The following is an 18530-nucleotide window of genomic DNA, read 5'->3' as shown; positions in this document are numbered from 1 at the left end:
TATAGGTTGTTTTTGTGTGATGAACGTTTGCGCAAAAAACTCACAAAATTTTGTGATCTGCAATAAGTTCAAATTTGTAAAATTTACAAAAAAGGCCAACTGTCGGGAATGAATAACGATAAAACTTACAATTTTAGGGCTTTTTCTGTTTAAATGCCCTTACTCGCTAGAAAGTAATAATTTATTTTTCAATGTGTGTTGACAGTTTTGAAGTCCATCATTAGAATACCGCCAATTTGTCAAAAATACCTGTTTATGTAAGTTTTCAAGGTAAAGGAAGGCAAATTTGCGGCTTAATTTATTTTTTATGCATTTTTATTCTGGAGGTTGTCTTGGGTAAATTAGCACTGTTAGTCCTAGAAGATGGGACAGTGTTCCGCGGTGTTTCCATTGGAGCAGATGGTATTTCCGTTGGTGAAGTTGTTTTTAATACCTCGATGACGGGGTACCAAGAAATTCTCACTGATCCTTCCTATTCTCAACAAATCGTTACTCTCACTTATCCTCACATTGGCAATACCGGAACCAATTCCGAAGACGAAGAATCTTCTTCAATTCACGCACAAGGCCTTGTGATTCGCGATCTTCCTCTTATCGCTTCTAACTTCCGTAATGAACAATCCCTTTCTGATTACCTCAAGTCGCAAAATATCGTCGGCATTGCAGACATCGATACTCGTAAGCTAACTCGTATCCTACGTGAGAAAGGTGCGCAAAACGGTTGTATCGTTGCAGGTAACAACCTAGATGAAGCTTTGGCATTAGCGAAAGCAAAAGAATTCCCTGGCTTGAAAGGTATGGATCTTGCGAAAGAGGTTACAACAAAAGAAGCGTATCAATGGAAACAAGGTTCGTGGACGCTTGAAGGTGGACTTCCTGAAGCGAAAGACGACAGCGAATTGCCATATCACGTTGTTGCCTACGACTTCGGCGCAAAACGCAACATCTTGCGCATGTTGGTTGACCGAGGCTGCCGCCTAACGGTTGTTCCTGCTGAAACGTCAGCAGAAGAAGTTCTGGCTCTAAACCCAGATGGTGTCTTCCTATCAAACGGCCCTGGTGACCCAGAACCATGTACTTACGCGATTGAAGCAACAAAAACTTTCCTAGAGAAAGGTCTGCCAATCTTTGGTATCTGTCTAGGCCACCAAATCCTTGCGTTAGCATCGGGTGCACAAACAGTGAAAATGAAGTTTGGTCACCACGGCGCAAACCACCCAGTAAAAGATTTGGAACGTAATGTTGTGATGATCACTTCTCAAAACCACGGTTTTGCAGCAGACGAAGCAACACTACCTGAAAATCTACGTGCTACTCACGTATCGCTATTTGATGGTTCTCTACAAGGTATTCACCGTACAGACAAGCCAGCATTTAGCTTCCAAGGTCACCCAGAAGCGAGCCCAGGTCCACACGACGCGGCACCGCTATTTGACCACTTTATCGAACTAATCAAAAAACACAGCGCTTAATTCGGAGTAGTAGATAATGCCAAAACGTACTGACATTCAAAGTATTCTTATTCTTGGTGCTGGTCCGATTGTTATCGGTCAGGCATGTGAGTTTGACTACTCTGGCGCACAAGCGTGTAAAGCACTGCGTGAAGAGGGTTACCGAGTTATCCTTGTGAACTCTAACCCTGCAACCATCATGACTGATCCAGACATGGCGGATGCAACTTATATCGAGCCAATCCAGTGGGAAGTGGTTCGCAACATCATCGCGAAAGAAAAGCCAGATGCAGTTCTACCTACAATGGGCGGCCAAACAGCATTGAACTGTGCTCTAGACCTAGAGAAGCATGGCGTTCTTGAAGAATTCGGCGTTGAGATGATTGGTGCAACGGCTGACGCTATTGATAAAGCAGAAGACCGTTCTCGTTTCGATAAAGCGATGAAGTCTATCGGCCTTGAGTGTCCACGTGCGGATACTGCTAAAACCATGGAAGAAGCTTACGGCGTTCTAGATATGGTTGGCTTCCCATGTATCATCCGTCCATCATTCACTATGGGTGGTACAGGCGGTGGTATCGCTTACAACAAAGAAGAATTTGAAGAAATCTGTCGTCGTGGTTTGGACCTTTCTCCAACCAACGAGCTTCTAATCGATGAATCTCTTATCGGTTGGAAAGAGTACGAGATGGAAGTGGTTCGTGACAAAGCGGACAACTGTATCATCGTATGTGCGATTGAAAACTTCGACCCAATGGGCATCCACACGGGTGACTCAATCACGGTTGCACCAGCGCAAACACTAACAGACAAAGAATACCAGCTAATGCGTAACGCATCTCTAGCAGTACTGCGTGAGATTGGTGTTGAAACTGGTGGTTCTAACGTACAGTTTGGTATCAACCCGAAAGATGGCCGTATGGTTATCATCGAGATGAACCCACGTGTATCTCGCTCTTCTGCTCTAGCTTCTAAAGCAACAGGTTTCCCAATCGCTAAGATTGCAGCGAAACTGGCAGTTGGCTTCACGCTAGACGAGCTAATGAATGACATCACTGGCGGCGCAACGCCAGCATCATTCGAACCAACAATCGACTACGTAGTAACTAAGATTCCTCGTTTTAACTTCGAGAAATTTGCAGGTGCTAACGACCGTCTAACGACGCAAATGAAGTCTGTTGGTGAAGTTATGGCTATCGGCCGTAACCAGCAAGAATCTCTACAAAAAGCGCTTCGCGGACTAGAAGTTGGCGCGACTGGCTTTGACGAAATGGTTGACCTAGATGCACCAGACGCACTGACGAAAATCCGTCATGAGCTGAAAGAAGCTGGCGCAGAGCGTATTTGGTACATCGCAGATGCATTCCGTGCGGGTATGTCAGTAGATGGCGTATTCAACCTAACGCAAATCGACCGTTGGTTCCTAGTTCAAATCGAAGACATCGTTAAACTTGAGCAAGAGCTAAAAGCAAAAGGCTTCGCGGGTCTGAACAAAGACGAGCTAAACAAGCTGAAGCGTAAAGGTTTTGCTGATGCGCGCCTATCTAAGATTCTAGGTGTAGCGGAAAGCGAAATCCGTCGCCTACGTGACCAATACGATATCCACCCTGTTTACAAGCGCGTTGATACGTGTGCGGCTGAGTTCTCTTCAGACACGGCTTACATGTACTCATCTTACGATGACGAGTGTGAAGCAAACCCAACAGACAAAGACAAGATCATGATTCTTGGTGGCGGTCCAAACCGTATCGGCCAAGGTATTGAATTTGACTACTGTTGTGTACACGCATCACTAGCTCTACGTGAAGATGGCTTTGAGACTATCATGGTTAACTGTAACCCTGAGACAGTTTCAACAGACTACGATACATCTGACCGTCTGTACTTCGAACCAGTCACTCTGGAAGATGTACTAGCAATCGCTCGCGTTGAGAAGCCAAAAGGCGTTATCGTTCAGTACGGTGGCCAAACGCCACTGAAACTGGCTCGCGCACTTGAAGCAGCTGGCGTGCCAATCATCGGTACTAGCCCTGACGCAATCGACCGTGCAGAAGACCGTGAGCGTTTCCAAGTTGCTGTTGACCGTCTAGGTCTTCTACAGCCAGAGAACGCGACAGTAACAACAATGGAGCAAGCGGTAGAGAAATCTCGCGAAATTGGCTTCCCATTAGTTGTACGTCCTTCTTACGTACTTGGTGGTCGTGCGATGGAAATCGTATACGACGAGCAAGACCTACGTCGCTACTTCAACGAAGCAGTAAGCGTATCGAACGAATCGCCAGTTCTTCTTGATAGCTTCCTAGATGATGCTGTTGAAGTGGATATCGATGCTATCTGTGACGGTGAGCGCGTAGTTATCGGCGGTATCATGGAGCACATCGAACAAGCAGGTGTTCACTCAGGTGACTCAGCATGTTCTCTTCCTGCATATACGCTAAGCCAAGAAATCCAAGACGTAATGCGCGAGCAAGTTGAAAAGCTGGCGTTCGAGTTGGGTGTTCGTGGCCTAATGAACACGCAGTTTGCTGTTAAGAACAACCAAGTGTACCTAATCGAGGTTAACCCTCGTGCAGCACGTACGGTACCGTTCGTATCGAAAGCGACTGGCGCGCCAATCGCTAAGATCGCAGCACGTGTAATGGCGGGTCAATCGCTAGAGTCTCAAGGCTTTACGAAAGAAATCATCCCACCGTACTACTCAGTGAAAGAAGTTGTACTTCCATTCAATAAGTTCCCTGGTGTTGACCCACTGTTAGGTCCAGAAATGCGCTCTACTGGTGAAGTTATGGGTGTTGGTGCAACGTTCGCAGAAGCATACTCTAAAGCTGAATTGGGTTGTGGCAACATTTACCCAGAAGGCGGCCGTGCACTTCTTTCTGTTCGTGAAGGCGACAAAGAGCGCGTTGTAGACCTAGCATCTAAGCTGTCTAAGCTTGGTTACCAACTAGATGCAACACACGGTACAGCAGTTATCCTTGGTGAAGCGGGCATCAACCCACGTCTAGTTAACAAGGTACACGAAGGTCGTCCTCACATTCTTGACCGTATCAAGAATAACGAGTACACCTACATCGTGAACACTGCAGCAGGCCGTCAAGCGATTGAAGACTCTAAAGTTCTTCGTCGCGGTGCACTGGCTGAGAAAGTGAACTACACGACTACGCTAAATGCGGCATTCGCAACTTGTATGGCACACACGGCAGATGCGAAGAGCACAGTAACTTCGGTTCAAGAGCTGCACGCAAAAGTGAAAGCTAGCCTAGAAGCGTAATAGATAAAAATCAGTAAGCCTGAAAAATAGGGCTTATATGACAACCTCATTGCCCGCTCATTTGAGCGGGCTTTTTTGTTTAATTAAACAACTTGTTCTACTTGTTGATATTTCTCATTTGTCTTCGATGCTCTCTACGACTCTGAGCTAGTTCATAGTAAAAGGTTATGAAGCATTTGTAGGAAGGGGTATTCATCAAATAAAGAGCAAGAATAGGGAGAGCAAGGGCTATCAACCAGAATAGGTCTCCTAATTTTGCTTCTGAAACTCCAAAACATATCGCAATGAAAATCTGTATCGTGGCATTAAAAATATTGATTGGATTTAAGAACTTTAAACCATGAATAATGATCATCCCAAATGGAATCGTTACCAAAAGAGCGCCAAGACCCATCATTACCACCCATAAGTGGAATTGGTCATAACTATTTGAAATATAGGTTATTTTATCCAGAAAGAATATATTTAGTCCGCCCCCTATTGTTAAAAACATTATTGCACTTAAAGCTGTAACGATGCTTTTAGCGGACAGAACGAATACATCTTTTTCTTTACTATTCACAGGCACCTTTTAGTTGAAATTAGGTTATGCATATGACCGATAAAAATGTGTTGAACTTGTCTTCTTAAAGATAAGAGCGGCTTTCCTGAAAAAGCCGCGATGAACCTCTGTATGTGGATACTCTTAGAGCCTTCGTGCTTTTTGTAACTCGTAGTAAAACTCTACAAAATTTAAGTAAGCGTTTGTTTTCAAGAGAATGAAAGCTACTAATGGTAGTGTAAGTGCTATCAATGCAAGTGGCTCGTTAAAAGCTGTATTTATAATGCAGTAGCAAAGTGCTATTGATACTTGAAGCAATGCATTATAAGTATTTACTTTAGATAGGGACTTTGAGCCACGTATTGCGATCATTGTAAAGGGAAGCCAAGTCAGAAATGTTGCGATGCCAATCATCACAATCCAAAAGTAAAAGCTTCCATATCGGCCAGATATATCGATCATTTGATCTAAGAAAAAAGAATTTAACCCGCCCCCTGCGATTAATGCCATTACTATAAAAAGGGCTGTAGTGATACTTCTTATGCCTAGAACTATTACTTCGTTTTGATGCTTATTCAAACTGCATCTCCTCATATATGCCGATAGCAATAGATCTAACATTCCCGGATATAGCACTTCCTGTAAAACTCAATGTAGCGCCAATTGCATCTTTTAATTGAATCCTAATCGCATGATTGATTTCCGTTGGTGAATAACGTCTTTTTGCTTGCCCACTCTTAATTAGTTTTTTGTAGGCTTTTGAGGAGAGGTTTGGAATGTTTTGACGTGATATTTCTTTAGTTAGCCTTGCTCTTTCCTGACGATTCAGCGTTTTCAATGCATCCATCGTGCTTTTGCCTGAAGTTTTTTTTAAGTTTGAAAGTGCCTTTATAGTTGTCGAACCTGCCGCCCCAACGCCAGCTAAAGATATGTAATCCAGCGCTTTAGAGGTTGTTTGGTACCATTCATTTGAATCGAATTCATCTAGTTTTTCTGGCGCGTATATTTCTGTGCCTACTCGTGCTAAACCTATACCACATTGAGCTGAAGACGCGAGTGCTGCGGAGGTTCCGAGGTATGTTACAGCTGCACTTGTTCCCCCGGAGAGAGGTATTGCAGCTGCGCCTCCAAATACAACTAGCCAGCCAAGTACGGCGGATGTACAGCTTAGAGTCATCCCGATAATCTCGCCAACTACCTTAGACTCTCTATTCGAAGACTTAAGTTCTTTGGCGTAACTATCGGCAGACATAGGAGATGTCGGTTCTTTTAAAACAATTCTGATAGGATTGACGCGACAACTGGAATTGAATTTTCGCAAAGATATGATAGTTGAATCACTTGCGATATAAGTAACCCCAGCTCCCGAGGTTTCGGGCCTAGAGTCGATGACTTTGAAGAGTTGTTTTAAATTTATGGTTTGTTCTACACGAGAGCGCAGCTGTTGCTCTTTTATTGAAGGGCGAGTCCTTAAAACATCCATTGTTTTCACTTTCGATAAGGTTGAATTGATAAGATTAAGCCAGTGTTTTCTTTTTCCATCAAAAAATTGAAATGCTCTTGAGAGTGAATTCTATCGGAAATGTAATTGATACATTTAACGTATCATTTGTTAGATTTTTAGATTGATGAATATCTGGAATAGGTTGGTGTCTTGAGTTTCCTTTTGTGCGTTTGTAAGGCAATGCTATCGTTGCCTCATCTGGTTACAAATATTTACAAGGACGCACGAGTGGAAATCACTTTCGAGATGTTAATTGCATTGTTTTTTGTCGCATCAGCAGCAGGATTTATTGATGCCATGGCTGGTGGTGGTGGTCTATTAACATTGCCAGCTCTACTGGCAGCGGGGCTTAGCCCAACTCAGGCATTGGCGACGAACAAACTCCAAAGCTCATTCGGAAGCTTCTCTGCCAGTTGGTACTTTGTGCGTAATGGTATTGTTAGCCTCAAAGAGATGCGCCTAGCGATTCTATGTACCTTTATTGGCTCTGCTATTGGGGCAGAGGCTGTGCAGTTTATCGATGCAGGTATACTCACTAGCCTTATCCCTGTATTGCTGATTGCGATTTCTCTCTACTTTTTGCTCTCCTCGACCTCTAAAACAGCGGAAGGGGAGCCGAAGCTTTCTGAAGCGATGTTCGCTTTGTGCGTTGGTGGCGGCGTGGGCTTTTACGATGGCTTCTTTGGGCCAGGAACGGGCTCTATATTTGTACTCTGTTTTGTCGCACTTGGTCACTTCTCATTGGTTGATGCGACTGCTCGTACTAAGATTCTTAACTTCACTTCAAATATTGCCGCACTATTATTCTTTATTCTTGCAGGTCTACCTGTATGGGAGATTGGCCTTACCATGGCCGTTGGCGGCTTTATTGGTGCTCAGCTAGGAGCAAAAGTGGTGGTGACCAAAGGTCAGAAATGGATTCGACCTTTAGTCATTACCATGTCTATGTTGATGGCGACAAAACTTCTTTGGCAACAACATCAGCAATGGATTCTATCACTGTTTTAATACGCTCATTTCGATAAGCATTGTGTCGTAGGCAGATGTGCATCGGGCGAACTAGTGGATTGAGTTCCTCAAAGTCATAGCGATATTCCGAGGCGATATTCAAGGTTTTTATTATCGATCTAGGAATTAAAGCAGGTGCCATTCCTCCTAATGCCAATTGTGCCGCTGCAGTGTATGAGTCCATTTCCATTAAAGGTTGAATGTTGTGCTTAGACAAAACTGCTTGTTGATAGGTGTTGGCTGGGTTATTCAAGTCATTGGTTAGGATCGCTTTTGGCAAAGAAGTGAGTTTATGTTTGCTAATAATTGAGAAAGGTTCATCCGCGAGGTGGAAACTCATCAAACCATGGTGCGGGGGTAGATAACCTGCACAAAACCCAAGCGTGGCTTTGCCTGATTTGACATTCTCAACGATACGAGGCGTATGGTTGGTGGAAATTCTAAGATAAGGGTCTTGGGTTAATCGCTCTTCCATTATTAGGCTTAGGTAACCTGCAACTAACGTTTCCGAGCAGTCCATTCGAATTAACGAAGAATCTTCGAGCTCTTGTTGGTCATGGATCTGACCACGTAATTCATTGAAAGTTGGTTCTATTGTGCTGATCAGTGCGGTGGCTTCTGAGGTGAGTTTGATATGGCGGCCACTGGGCTCAATGAGCTTCTTTCCTAGCTTTTTTTCTAGATTCGCAATGCGCTTACTTACTGCTGATTGGCTGATGTAAAGCTGGCTGCCAGTGCGACTCATGGTCTTCTCTTTACTTAAAACCAAGAGTGTTTCAATGCCTTCCAGTAACATGTCTATCCATGAATGTTGGGAATAATAGCCTTAATATAACCAAGCTTTGCTCCAGATGCGAATTCTGTTTTGGTAATAAAAAAGCCGACGCGAGGTCGGCTTTTTATACGATTCATTGTGGGCTGCTGATTAGCGATTGATTGCAAACGTCGGTAATGATAAGTGCCAACGAATAGCACCAAGGCGAATTATCAGTGTTGAAATGACGCCCGCAAGTAAAGCGACAGAGTGATCATACCCCATGCTTAGAGCCATGGTGTGGAAGATGCCGCCAATAATACAGGCCGTCGCGTAGACTTCACTTCGTAATACCATCGGCACTTCTCGTGCAAGCACATCACGGATAATACCGCCGCCGCAGCCAGTGATGACACCCATGATCACCGCCACCATACCAGATGCATTGTAGGCTAGCGCTTTTTCGACACCGATGCCGACGAATACCGCCAAACCAATTGCGTCACAGACGGGGAGCACCCACCAAGGCAAGCGTTTAGGACGACGAATTAAAATCATAGTGAGTAAACAGGTGATGAAAATTACCCAAAGATAAGTGGTGTCTGTGATCCAGAAGACTGGGGTTGCACCAAGCGCCATATCGCGAATGGTGCCGCCGCCAATAGCCGTTACACTACCGAGTACGATCACACCGAAGGGGTCCATCTTTAATCGGCCTGCGAGTAAAACACCAGAAACCGCGAAGACAGCAGTACCGAATAAATCGATCATATAAAGCAGCATGGAGTCCATGTTACTTGGTACCTTTTAAACAAATTGTGGGGGAACAGAAATGGGACGGAAATTGTACGGGATTTCCAACGAAAACGTTAGCGTTTTTGCCGAACGGTTTCAAAGTGTTCACACACCTCTGTGATCGCGTTTAAGGTTCTTGGGGTTGGGCGATTTATCCAGTCTGAGTTTAGTGACCATACATGCTTGTTCTCAAGCGCCGGAATATCGTTTTTCCACTCAGACCACATTCCATTATTGCTCATGGCATGTCGAGACGTGAACATAACTTCTGGCTTGCGAGTTATCACTTGCTCAATGCTCACTTGGGGGTAAGGTGCACTGCCTTTGGCAAAGATATTTTCACCACCGCAGAAGTTGAAGACTTCACTAGGCCAGTTATTGCCTGCAACGGTGATGATTGGTTTCTCACTTAGTTGATAGAAATAACTGACTTTATCTTCGGTGTTGTATTTTTCTTTCAGCGCGTCCAGCTGTGCTCGAAACTCTGCTGCGGCTTTTTGACCTGTTTCTGGTTTTTCACTGTATTGGCTGAGCTGCTCAATGTTCGTAGCGATGTCTTCTAACGTTCCAGTGGTTGAGTAGTAGATAGGAATGCCAAACTGCTTGAGCTTATCAAGTTCTTTGGCTGGATTACCCGCTGGCCATGCAATAACTAAATCGGGATGAAGTGCAATAATACGTTCGAGTTTCATTCCTTGATAGTTGGAGACCGTCTCAAGTTCCTTTGCTTGCTCTGGGTAGTCACTCATTTCACTAACAGCGATCAGTTTATCGCCCAGGCCGGCAGCATAAGCTATCTCGGTTGCGTGTGGGGCCAAACTGATAATGCGTTGCGCCGGAGTATTGGCAAACGTTACTGCAGAGAAGAGTAAAGGAAGAGTAAAGCAAAGTTTGTTCATCATAATCCTTGATATAGGAATCCAAGAGTAAGACTTTGGATGACGACCCAAGCAAAAATACGCCATACCAGCAAAGTTTGAATTTGTGCTAGGTGAATCGCAGACGGTGCGATTCGACCTCCGATTTTAGCTCGCTCAGCACGTTGTCCTTGATAGAGTGCAGGGCCACCGAGTGAAAGCTGTAACTTATTGCCAACAGCACAGAGCAGCCATGATGGTCCTGGTAACGGCCAGCTTTTTGCCTGTTGCAGCATGCCAGAACTTACCGTAGAGAGGTTTTTGCCTATCGTGATAAAAAGAGCGAATAAGCGCAGTGGGATAATTTCTAAGGCTGCCACTAACTGAATGGCGGGCTTACCAAAAGGTGAAAACTGACGGCGACTTGGTGACCACGCTCGGGAGAGCTCTGTCGTAAGGCGATACATCAATGCGCCTATACCACCTGTTAATCCATACCAAAACAACACACAAACGACGTTACGTCCGTACCCCATGATAATGGTTTCTGCGCCTGCTTTGCCGATACCCAATAAAGATAACGTATGGGTATCACGATTAAGATAAGGCGCAAGTAGGCTTCTACTCCGAGCTTTGTCTTCATTAGACATTGCGGTAATGAGTTGTTTAGCTAGTGATTCATTGTTACGCCAGTCTAAGGCTATCAATAAGAGAGCTAGCTCAAATAGGGGGCCTTGCCACACCAAAGGTTTCATCGCGATCAACAACACCAAACAAGGGAGAAGCATCAGCATAAGTGCGAGGCCTCCGGATATTAAGCTTTGTGAGTGGTTGTGATGGTTGTTAACTTTGTATGCCAGTTGTTCTGCGAACTTGTGCCACAAAGTCACTGGATGAGCAGTGTGAGGAATGGGAATTAAAAGGTGAAATAACAGTGCGCCCCACATAACGAGGAGCGCACCATTGGCATAAAGTTGCTGAAAGATTTCTTCCATGAAATTTGAGAGACTTATTTAGTCAGTTCCAACATTTTGCATACCATTTCTGAAGAGCTTTTTGCCGCTAGTGGCAGGAACTCATCAAAACTCATTGGCGATTCTTTATCTGCTACGTCAGAGATTGCACGCACAACTACAAACGGTGTGTTGAACTGGTGGCAAGTTTGAGCGATAGCGGATGCTTCCATTTCTACAGCGATAACTGATGGGAAGTGTTTGCGGATAAACTCTTGGCGTTCTGCTGTGCAAACGAACGCGTCACCAGTACAGATCAGGCCACGAACCGCGTGGGTGTTTTCCATTTGAGCCAGTGCTTTTTCAGCAAGGTCCATTAGCTTCTCATCCGCTTTGAATGCGGCTGGTTGACCTGCCATTTGACCCATTTCGTAACCAAATGCAGTAACATCTGCATCGTGATGACGAACTTCCGTTGAGATAACGACGTCACCTAGGTTTAGACTTGAGTCAAAACCGCCAGCAGAGCCTGTGTTGATGACAACATCAGGTTGATATTCATCTAGGAGAATGGTTGTGCCGACTGCTGCTGCAACTTTACCGATGCCTGATTGAAGCAGAACGACATCTACATCGTTAATTTGACCAGAGAAAAACGTACAACCTGCTTTGTTTACAGTTTGGCAGTTTGTAATGGCTTCTTTTAGGATGGCGACTTCTTGCTCCATCGCACCGATGATACCGACTTTCATAACACTCTCTTTCGATAAAAATTTAAGTTGGCGGGAGTATACCACTCTGCAACCACATATGGTCGTTATTTGATTAACTCAGCATTCGCTAACAATGAACGTAATTGATTTGCTCGTTTGCGGTTAACACCAAAGTCAGAATAACCAACACGGGATTCAGAACGGACGATGAGCTGTTCATCTTCAATTTTTAGTTCTAGGTCATCAACAAAACGCATGATTTTAGACGTGCACTCGATGCGCAAGTAATTGCCCTCTTTGACTGCTGTTTTTGCGCCCGGCAGTTCAAGCGCAACTTGCTCAATAGCATCGATGTCCGCAGATTCGGTAAGGGTGAATGGCGTTAGGTTGTATTCTTCACGCGTGTCTTGGGTGGAAACGCAGTTTGGTTTGTCACCACAAGGTGATTGAGAGCGATCCGTCATGGTTGTGACTCCTTGGCTACAAGCGGTTAAACTGAGCAAAGTGATTGAAAGGAGAGCGGCTTTTTTCATTGTATTTACTCTTATACTTTTGCTTCTAATTATATGGATACAAAAGAAAAAGGATCCAATAATAGGATCCTTTTTGTGATGTTAGCTGTGATTAGACTTCGAGGTAATCGAGAATGCCTTCTGCCGCTTTTCGTCCTTCATCAATGGCAGTTACTACAAGATCTGAGCCTCGTACCGCATCACCACCAGCGAAGATCTTTTCGTTGCTGGTCTGGAACTGGAAATCTTGTTTCGCTGGAGCCTTGATACGGCCCCATTGATCCAAGTCGACATCAAACGGTGCTAACCAATCCATTTTGTGTGGTTGGAAACCAAACGCCATGATCACGACGTCTGCTGGTAGAACGTGCTCGCTGCCTTCGACGGGCTCTGGACGGCGGCGACCCGCCTCATCAGGTTCGCCAAGTGCGGTTTTCACCACTTTGACCCCCGAGACTTTGCCTGACGCATCGACTTCAATTCCTAAAGGCTGAAGGTTGAACATAAACTTCACACCTTCTTCCTTGGCGTTTTTCACCTCGCGGCGAGAGCCTGGCATATTGGCTTCATCACGACGGTAAGCACATACAACGTTTGACGCACCTTGGCGGATAGAGGTACGAACACAGTCCATTGCGGTATCACCACCACCGAGTACCACTACGCGTTGTTTTGCCATGTCGATAAAAGGTTTGTCGTGCTCCAAGCCCATGACCTTGTACGTATTTGAAATCAAGAATGGCAGAGCATCGTAAACGCCCGGCGCACTTTCATTTTCTAGTCCCGCACGCATGTACTTGTAAGTACCAACACCCAAAAAGACGGCATCGTACTCATCAAGTAGCTCTTGCATTTGCACATCTTTACCTACTTCGACATTCATGCGGAACTCAACACCCATCTCGGTGAAGACGCGACGACGATTTTCCATCACGCCTTTTTCAAGCTTAAATGAAGGGATACCGAAGGTCAGCAGGCCTCCAATTTCAGGATATCGGTCAAATACGACAGGTTTCACGCCATTGCGCACTAGGATATCGGCAGCTGCCAAGCCTGCTGGACCTGCTCCAATGATGGCAACCTTTTTATCGGTCCATTCCACCTTGGACATGTCAGGCTTCCAGCCCATTTCAAAGGCTTTGTCGGTAATGTATTTTTCAACGTTACCTATGGTGACAGCGCCAAAGTCCTCATTGAGAGTACAAGAGCCCTCACACAGACGATCTTGCGGACACACTCGACCACAAACTTCAGGCAAGCTGTTGGTTTGGTGTGACAATTCAACGGCTTCGAGGATCCGACCTTCATTGGCAAGCTTTAGCCATTGTGGGATGTAGTTGTGGACTGGGCACTTCCACTCACAATATGGGTTACCACAATCCAAGCAGCGATCCGCCTGCGCAGTCGCTTGTTGTTTGGTAAATGGTTCATAGATTTCAACGAACTCGATCTTACGAACTTTGATAGGCTTCTTCGCAGGATCTACGCGTTGAACATCGATAAATTGATAAACGTTCTGACTCATGATTCAAACATCCTCCATGATTACTGGGCTTGAACGCGCAGTTCTGCGGCACTGCGACTCTGGTGACCAAGTAGCGTGCGTAAGTCTGCCGCTTGTGGTTTCACCAAGTAGAACTTCGGAATCCATTCATCAAAGTTCGCCAAGATATCTTCTGCGTGGCTAGAGCCGGTTTCTTCAAGATGTTCAGCAATCAGACCACGCAAGTGCTCTTGGTGGATGTAGAGATCCGACAGAGAAATCGCTTCAACAGACTCGTTGTTCACGCGACCTTGGAAGTCTTGGTTCTCATCCAATACGTAAGCAAAACCGCCAGTCATGCCTGCGCCAAAGTTCACGCCTGTCGCGCCAAGAATGGCAACAATACCGCCGGTCATGTACTCACAAGCGTTATCGCCAGCGCCTTCAATGACAGCAATCGTACCTGAGTTACGTACGCCGAAACGCTCACCGGCTTTGCCTGCGGCAAACAACTTACCGCCGGTCGCGCCGTACAAACAGGTGTTACCAATGATGGTCGCTTCATTACACTTAAATGCAGTGCCAAGGTGAGGTTTGATAACCACCTTACCGCCAGCCATGCCTTTACCTACGTAGTCGTTTGCATCACCAGTGAGATAAAGCTCTACGCCACCCGCGTTCCAAACGCCAAATGACTGACCAGCGGTGCCATCCAAGTGCAGTTTGATTGGCGTCGCCGCCATGCCTTGGTTGCCGTAACGCTGAGCGATTTCACCTGATAGGCGTGCGCCCACAGAACGGTCGGTGTTGATCACGTTGTAGAAGAAGCTAGCAGATTGACGTTTTTCAACCGCTTGTAGCGCGTCTTCAATGATCTTGTTGTTTAGCTCTGCTTTATCAAATGGTGTATTTGGCTGTGTCCAGTAAAGAGGGTGTCCTTCTGGAGAGACTGGTGCCTCAAGGATATTCGACAAATCCAGCTTGGTTTGTTTTGCTGTCAGACCTTCAACGGTTTCCAATAAATCGGTACGACCAATCAAGTCAGTCAGTTTTTCAACACCAAGTTCAGCAAGTAATCCGCGTACTTCGTCCGCCAGACCGATGAAGTAATTCATCACCATTTCCGGTAGACCTTTGAAGTACTCTTTACGTAGTGTCTCGTCTTGAGTTGCAACACCAGTTGCACAGTTGTTGAGGTGACAAATACGTAGGAACTTACAACCCATTGCCACCATTGGCGCAGTACCAAAACCGAAGCTTTCTGCACCGAGAATTGCCGCTTTCACCACGTCTAGACCAGTTTTTAGACCACCATCTACCTGTAGACGAATCTTATGACGTAGACCATTGGCAACCAGTGCTTGTTGTGTCTCTGCCAATCCCAACTCCCAAGGGCTACCAGCGTATTTCACTGAAGTTAATGGGCTTGCTGCGGTACCACCGTCGTAACCCGAGATGGTAATAAGATCAGCGTAGGCCTTCGCGACACCTGTTGCGATGGTGCCGACGCCTGGTTCAGATACTAATTTCACCGAAACCAGCGCATTTGGATTGACCTGCTTTAGGTCGAAGATCAGCTGTGCTAAATCTTCAATCGAATAAATATCGTGGTGCGGAGGAGGGGAGATCAGAGTCACCCCTTGTACCGAATAACGCAGTTTTGCGATTTCTGCAGTGACTTTGTGTCCCGGTAACTGGCCACCTTCACCCGGTTTCGCACCCTGTGCTACCTTGATCTGCAGTACGTCTGCATTGGTGAGGTAGTGAGGCGTGACACCAAATCGTCCCGATGCGATTTGCTTGATGCGTGAGTTACGCTCTGTGCCGAAGCGGCGTGGATCTTCACCACCTTCACCCGAGTTTGAGTGGCCGCCGAGACGGTTCATCGCCATCGCTAGTGCTTCGTGTGCTTCGGGGCTGAGTGCGCCAATGGACATCGCTGCAGAATCAAAGCGTTTGAAGAGTTCTGTATTAGGCTCAATTTGCTCTAAAGGTAGCGGTGAATCTGATTTCTTCAGTGACATAAGGTCACGAAGCATAGCAACAGGGCGTTGGTTCACCTGCTTAGCAAAGCTCTGGTAATCGTTACTTTCTCCCGATTTCACAGCGGTTTGCAGTGTGCTTACTACGTCAGGGTTGTAGGCGTGATATTCACCATCATGGACATATTTTAATAGTCCACCATGGTCGATGGCTTTGCGCTTCGCCCATGCTTTGCGAGACAGGTTATACAGGTCTTGTTGGAAGTCTTCGAAGCTTGCCCCTTCAATACGAGTCGTCACGCCTTTAAAGCACAAATCGACTAATTCTTGGCTTAAACCAACCGCTTCAAACAGTTGTGAACAACGGTACGAAGCAATGGTGGAAATCCCCATCTTCGACATGATCTTGTACAGACCTTTATTGATGCCGTATTGGTAGTTTTGCATCACATCGCGATAGTCTTTATCAAGCGCACCATCGTCAATCAGTTTACCCAACGCCTCATAGGCTAGATATGGATAAACGGCCGTTGCACCAAAGCCAAGCAAGACAGCAAATTGATGCGGGTCGCGCGCTGTGGCAGTTTCAACCACAATATTGGCGTCACAACGCAGATTTGCATCAATCAAGCGAGTTTGTATCGCACCGACGGCCATAGCCGCAGGGATAGGCAGTTTGCCTTTGACTAAAGCTCGATCGGAAAGCACAACCAAAACGGTGCCTTCACGGACAACGTGTTCGGCTTGATCACACAATTCATTGATGGCTTGTTTTAGATCTTTCTGCTGTGGATCGTAGTTGATATCGAGAATGGTATTACGGTAATGATCGTCACCAAGCTCGAGTAATTGTTGCATGTCTGAGTAAAGTAATACTGGCGAATCGAAGGTGACTCGGTACGCGTGGCCATCGGTTTCACAGAAGACGTTCATTTCCTGACCAATACTGGTTGCCAGTGACATCACGTGCTTTTCACGCAGTGGATCGATTGGCGGGTTAGTTACCTGAGCAAACTTCTGACGGAAATAATCCGTTACCAAACGCTCTTTGGAAGAAAGGACGGCCATCGGGGTGTCATCACCCATAGAGCCAACAGCTTCTTGGCCCATATCGCCGAGCACTCGAAGTACTTGATCGACTTCTTCATTGCTCATGGCGAATTGCTTTTGATAGGTCCTAAGTACGTCTTCATCAAAGCTGCGTTCACCGACTTGATCTTCAGGTAGCTGAGAAAATGGCGTCAGTTTGCGAACGTTATTTTCCATCCATTCACGATAAGGATGGCGAGATTTCAGGTCATTATCGATTTCACTTGATTGCCACAACTTGCCTTTGCGTGTGTCGACAACTAATAGCTCACCCGGACCAACTCGGCCTTTTTCGGCGACTTCATCTGGTGCGTAATTCCAAATCCCCACTTCAGAAGCCAAGGTAATGAATTTGTCTTTAGTAATCACGTAGCGCGCAGGACGTAGACCGTTGCGGTCTAGGTTACATGCTGCGTAACGACCATCTGATAGTACTACCCCTGCTGGGCCATCCCATGGCTCCATATGCTTTGAGTTGAAATCATAAAAAGCACGCAGGTCTGGGTCCATGTCTGGGTGGTTTTGCCATGCTGGTGGCACAAGCATGCGCATTGCACGGAAGATATCCATCCCGCCAGAAAGGAACAGATCCAACATATTATCTAGGCTGGAAGAGTCTGAGCCTGTCTCGTTGACAAAAGGTGCGGCCGTTTGTAAATCGGGCAGCAGTGGGGAAGAGAACTTATAAGCTCGTGCTCTAGCCCATTGGCGATTCCCTTCGATGGTGTTGATCTCACCGTTATGTGCTAGATAGCGGAATGGCTGAGCCAGTGGCCAACGCGGTTGAGTGTTGGTAGAAAAACGCTGGTGGAACAGACAGATAGCGGATTCCATGCGTAGATCAGCAAGATCAAGATAGAAGCGCGGTAAGTCCGCAGGCATGCACAAGCCTTTGTACACCAGAACTTGTGTCGACAAGCTACAGATGTAGAAATCTGGATCTTCAGTGATTTGTTTCTCGATACGACGGCGTGCAATGTAAAGGCGGCGTTCAATATCACGCTCGCGCCAGCCTGCCGGTGCAGAAATAAAGACTTGCTGAATATTCGGAAGTGAGTCGGCAGCAATTGGGCCGAGAACCTCTGAATTGGTTGGGACGTCGCGCCAACCTGCAATCGTTAAAGTTTCTTGGGCGAGTTCTTTGTTTACGATGTCTTTTGCGTGTTGAGCTTTAACCGGGTCTTGATTGAAAAAAATCATGCCCACGGCATATTGTTTGCCTAGATTAAAGCCGTTTTCTTCAGCGATCAGGCGTAAGTAGGAATCGGGTTTTTGTAGTAGAAGACCACAACCATCACCAGTTTTGCCGTCAGCGGCGATACCACCACGGTGGGTCATGCGGTCAAGTGCAGAAATTGCTGTTCGAACCAGCTTGTGACTTTGCTCCCCTTCCATGTGAGCGATTAAGCCAAATCCACAGTTGTCTTTCTCAAGACTTGGATCATAAAGAGCCATTGCAATTCTCCCTTTGCTTATCTGTCGTCCGACAGATATATCAACACTGCTCAAGTTGATAATGATGACTAACTATGCGTCACTTTTATGGTTTTACGTATATTTATTCAATAAAAATCGTCAATTATCTTAACAAAAAATGGTTGTTTTATTTTCATCGAC

Annotated in this window: 14 protein-coding genes; 3 read left to right on the top strand and 11 right to left on the bottom strand. The window is 45.9% G+C overall.

The features are described from left to right. Positions 1 to 332: 332 nt before the first annotated feature. A complete protein-coding gene (gene carA, locus C1S74_RS08625; RefSeq protein WP_038866284.1) occupies positions 333 to 1472 on the top strand; it encodes a glutamine-hydrolyzing carbamoyl-phosphate synthase small subunit in 1140 nt (379 codons plus the stop codon). Positions 1473 to 1488: 16 nt separating this feature from the next. Continuing rightward, positions 1489 to 4722, top strand: coding sequence for a carbamoyl-phosphate synthase large subunit (carB, locus tag C1S74_RS08620; RefSeq protein WP_038878219.1), 3234 nt, complete (start codon positions 1489 to 1491; stop codon positions 4720 to 4722). 97 nt (positions 4723 to 4819) lie between these two features. Here the strand turns inward: carB and C1S74_RS08615 are convergent, their stop codons facing one another. The 3 genes from C1S74_RS08615 to ssp4 all read right to left on the bottom strand — a co-directional run bounded on the left by C1S74_RS08615 (position 4820) and on the right by ssp4 (position 6746). After that, positions 4820 to 5284, bottom strand: coding sequence for a hypothetical protein (locus tag C1S74_RS08615; RefSeq protein WP_045400357.1), 465 nt, complete (start codon positions 5282 to 5284; stop codon positions 4820 to 4822). Between the two features lie 123 nt (positions 5285 to 5407). Continuing rightward, positions 5408 to 5842 (bottom strand): hypothetical protein, encoded by a 435-nt coding sequence (locus tag C1S74_RS08610; RefSeq protein ID WP_045400354.1) that lies wholly within the window; start codon positions 5840 to 5842, stop codon positions 5408 to 5410. Then, on the bottom strand, positions 5835 to 6746 hold the full coding sequence (ssp4, locus tag C1S74_RS08605; RefSeq protein ID WP_045400351.1) for an Ssp4 family T6SS effector: 912 nt from the start codon (positions 6744 to 6746) through the stop codon (positions 5835 to 5837). Before ssp4 ends, C1S74_RS08610 begins: the two co-directional genes overlap by 8 nt. A gap of 249 nt (positions 6747 to 6995) precedes the next feature. Here ssp4 and C1S74_RS08600 point away from each other — a divergent pair, with 249 nt between their 5' ends. Then, positions 6996 to 7775 (top strand): TSUP family transporter, encoded by a 780-nt coding sequence (locus C1S74_RS08600; RefSeq protein WP_045400348.1) that lies wholly within the window; start codon positions 6996 to 6998, stop codon positions 7773 to 7775. Here the strand turns inward: C1S74_RS08600 and C1S74_RS08595 are convergent. The 8 genes from C1S74_RS08595 to gltB all read right to left on the bottom strand — a co-directional run bounded on the left by C1S74_RS08595 (position 7711) and on the right by gltB (position 18368). Continuing rightward, positions 7711 to 8571 (bottom strand): LysR family transcriptional regulator, encoded by an 861-nt coding sequence (locus tag C1S74_RS08595; protein ID WP_045400345.1) that lies wholly within the window; start codon positions 8569 to 8571, stop codon positions 7711 to 7713. The two genes, C1S74_RS08600 and C1S74_RS08595, sit on opposite strands and share 65 nt — an antisense overlap. Positions 8572 to 8700: 129 nt before the next feature. Continuing rightward, a complete protein-coding gene (locus C1S74_RS08590; RefSeq protein ID WP_038866298.1) occupies positions 8701 to 9321 on the bottom strand; it encodes a TRIC cation channel family protein in 621 nt (206 codons plus the stop codon). A 77-nt stretch (positions 9322 to 9398) separates the two neighbouring features. Then, positions 9399 to 10223, bottom strand: a complete 825-nt coding sequence (gene btuF, locus C1S74_RS08585; protein ID WP_045400342.1) for a vitamin B12 ABC transporter substrate-binding protein BtuF — start codon at positions 10221 to 10223, stop codon at positions 9399 to 9401. Then, entirely contained in the window at positions 10223 to 11176 is a 954-nt protein-coding gene (locus C1S74_RS08580) for a cobalamin biosynthesis family protein (protein WP_045400339.1), read from the bottom strand. Before C1S74_RS08580 ends, btuF begins: the two co-directional genes overlap by 1 nt. Before the next feature lie 14 nt (positions 11177 to 11190). Further along, complete coding sequence (mtnN, locus tag C1S74_RS08575; RefSeq protein ID WP_045400336.1) at positions 11191 to 11886, bottom strand: 5'-methylthioadenosine/S-adenosylhomocysteine nucleosidase; 696 nt, start codon at positions 11884 to 11886, stop codon at positions 11191 to 11193. A gap of 65 nt (positions 11887 to 11951) precedes the next feature. Next, positions 11952 to 12380, bottom strand: a complete 429-nt coding sequence (locus C1S74_RS08570; protein WP_045400333.1) for a DUF1499 domain-containing protein — start codon at positions 12378 to 12380, stop codon at positions 11952 to 11954. Between the two features lie 91 nt (positions 12381 to 12471). Continuing rightward, entirely contained in the window at positions 12472 to 13884 is a 1413-nt protein-coding gene (locus tag C1S74_RS08565; protein WP_045400330.1) for an FAD-dependent oxidoreductase, read from the bottom strand. A gap of 20 nt (positions 13885 to 13904) precedes the next feature. Then, positions 13905 to 18368, bottom strand: a complete 4464-nt coding sequence (gene gltB / locus C1S74_RS08560) for a glutamate synthase large subunit (protein ID WP_045400327.1) — start codon at positions 18366 to 18368, stop codon at positions 13905 to 13907. Positions 18369 to 18530: the final 162 nt, after the last annotated feature.

This window comes from Vibrio hyugaensis (assembly GCF_002906655.1).
In the GTDB taxonomy this organism is placed as follows: domain Bacteria; phylum Pseudomonadota; class Gammaproteobacteria; order Enterobacterales; family Vibrionaceae; genus Vibrio; species Vibrio hyugaensis.
The sequence above is the reverse complement of the archived record's forward strand: the minus strand, read 5'-3'. Positions and strand labels throughout refer to the sequence as shown.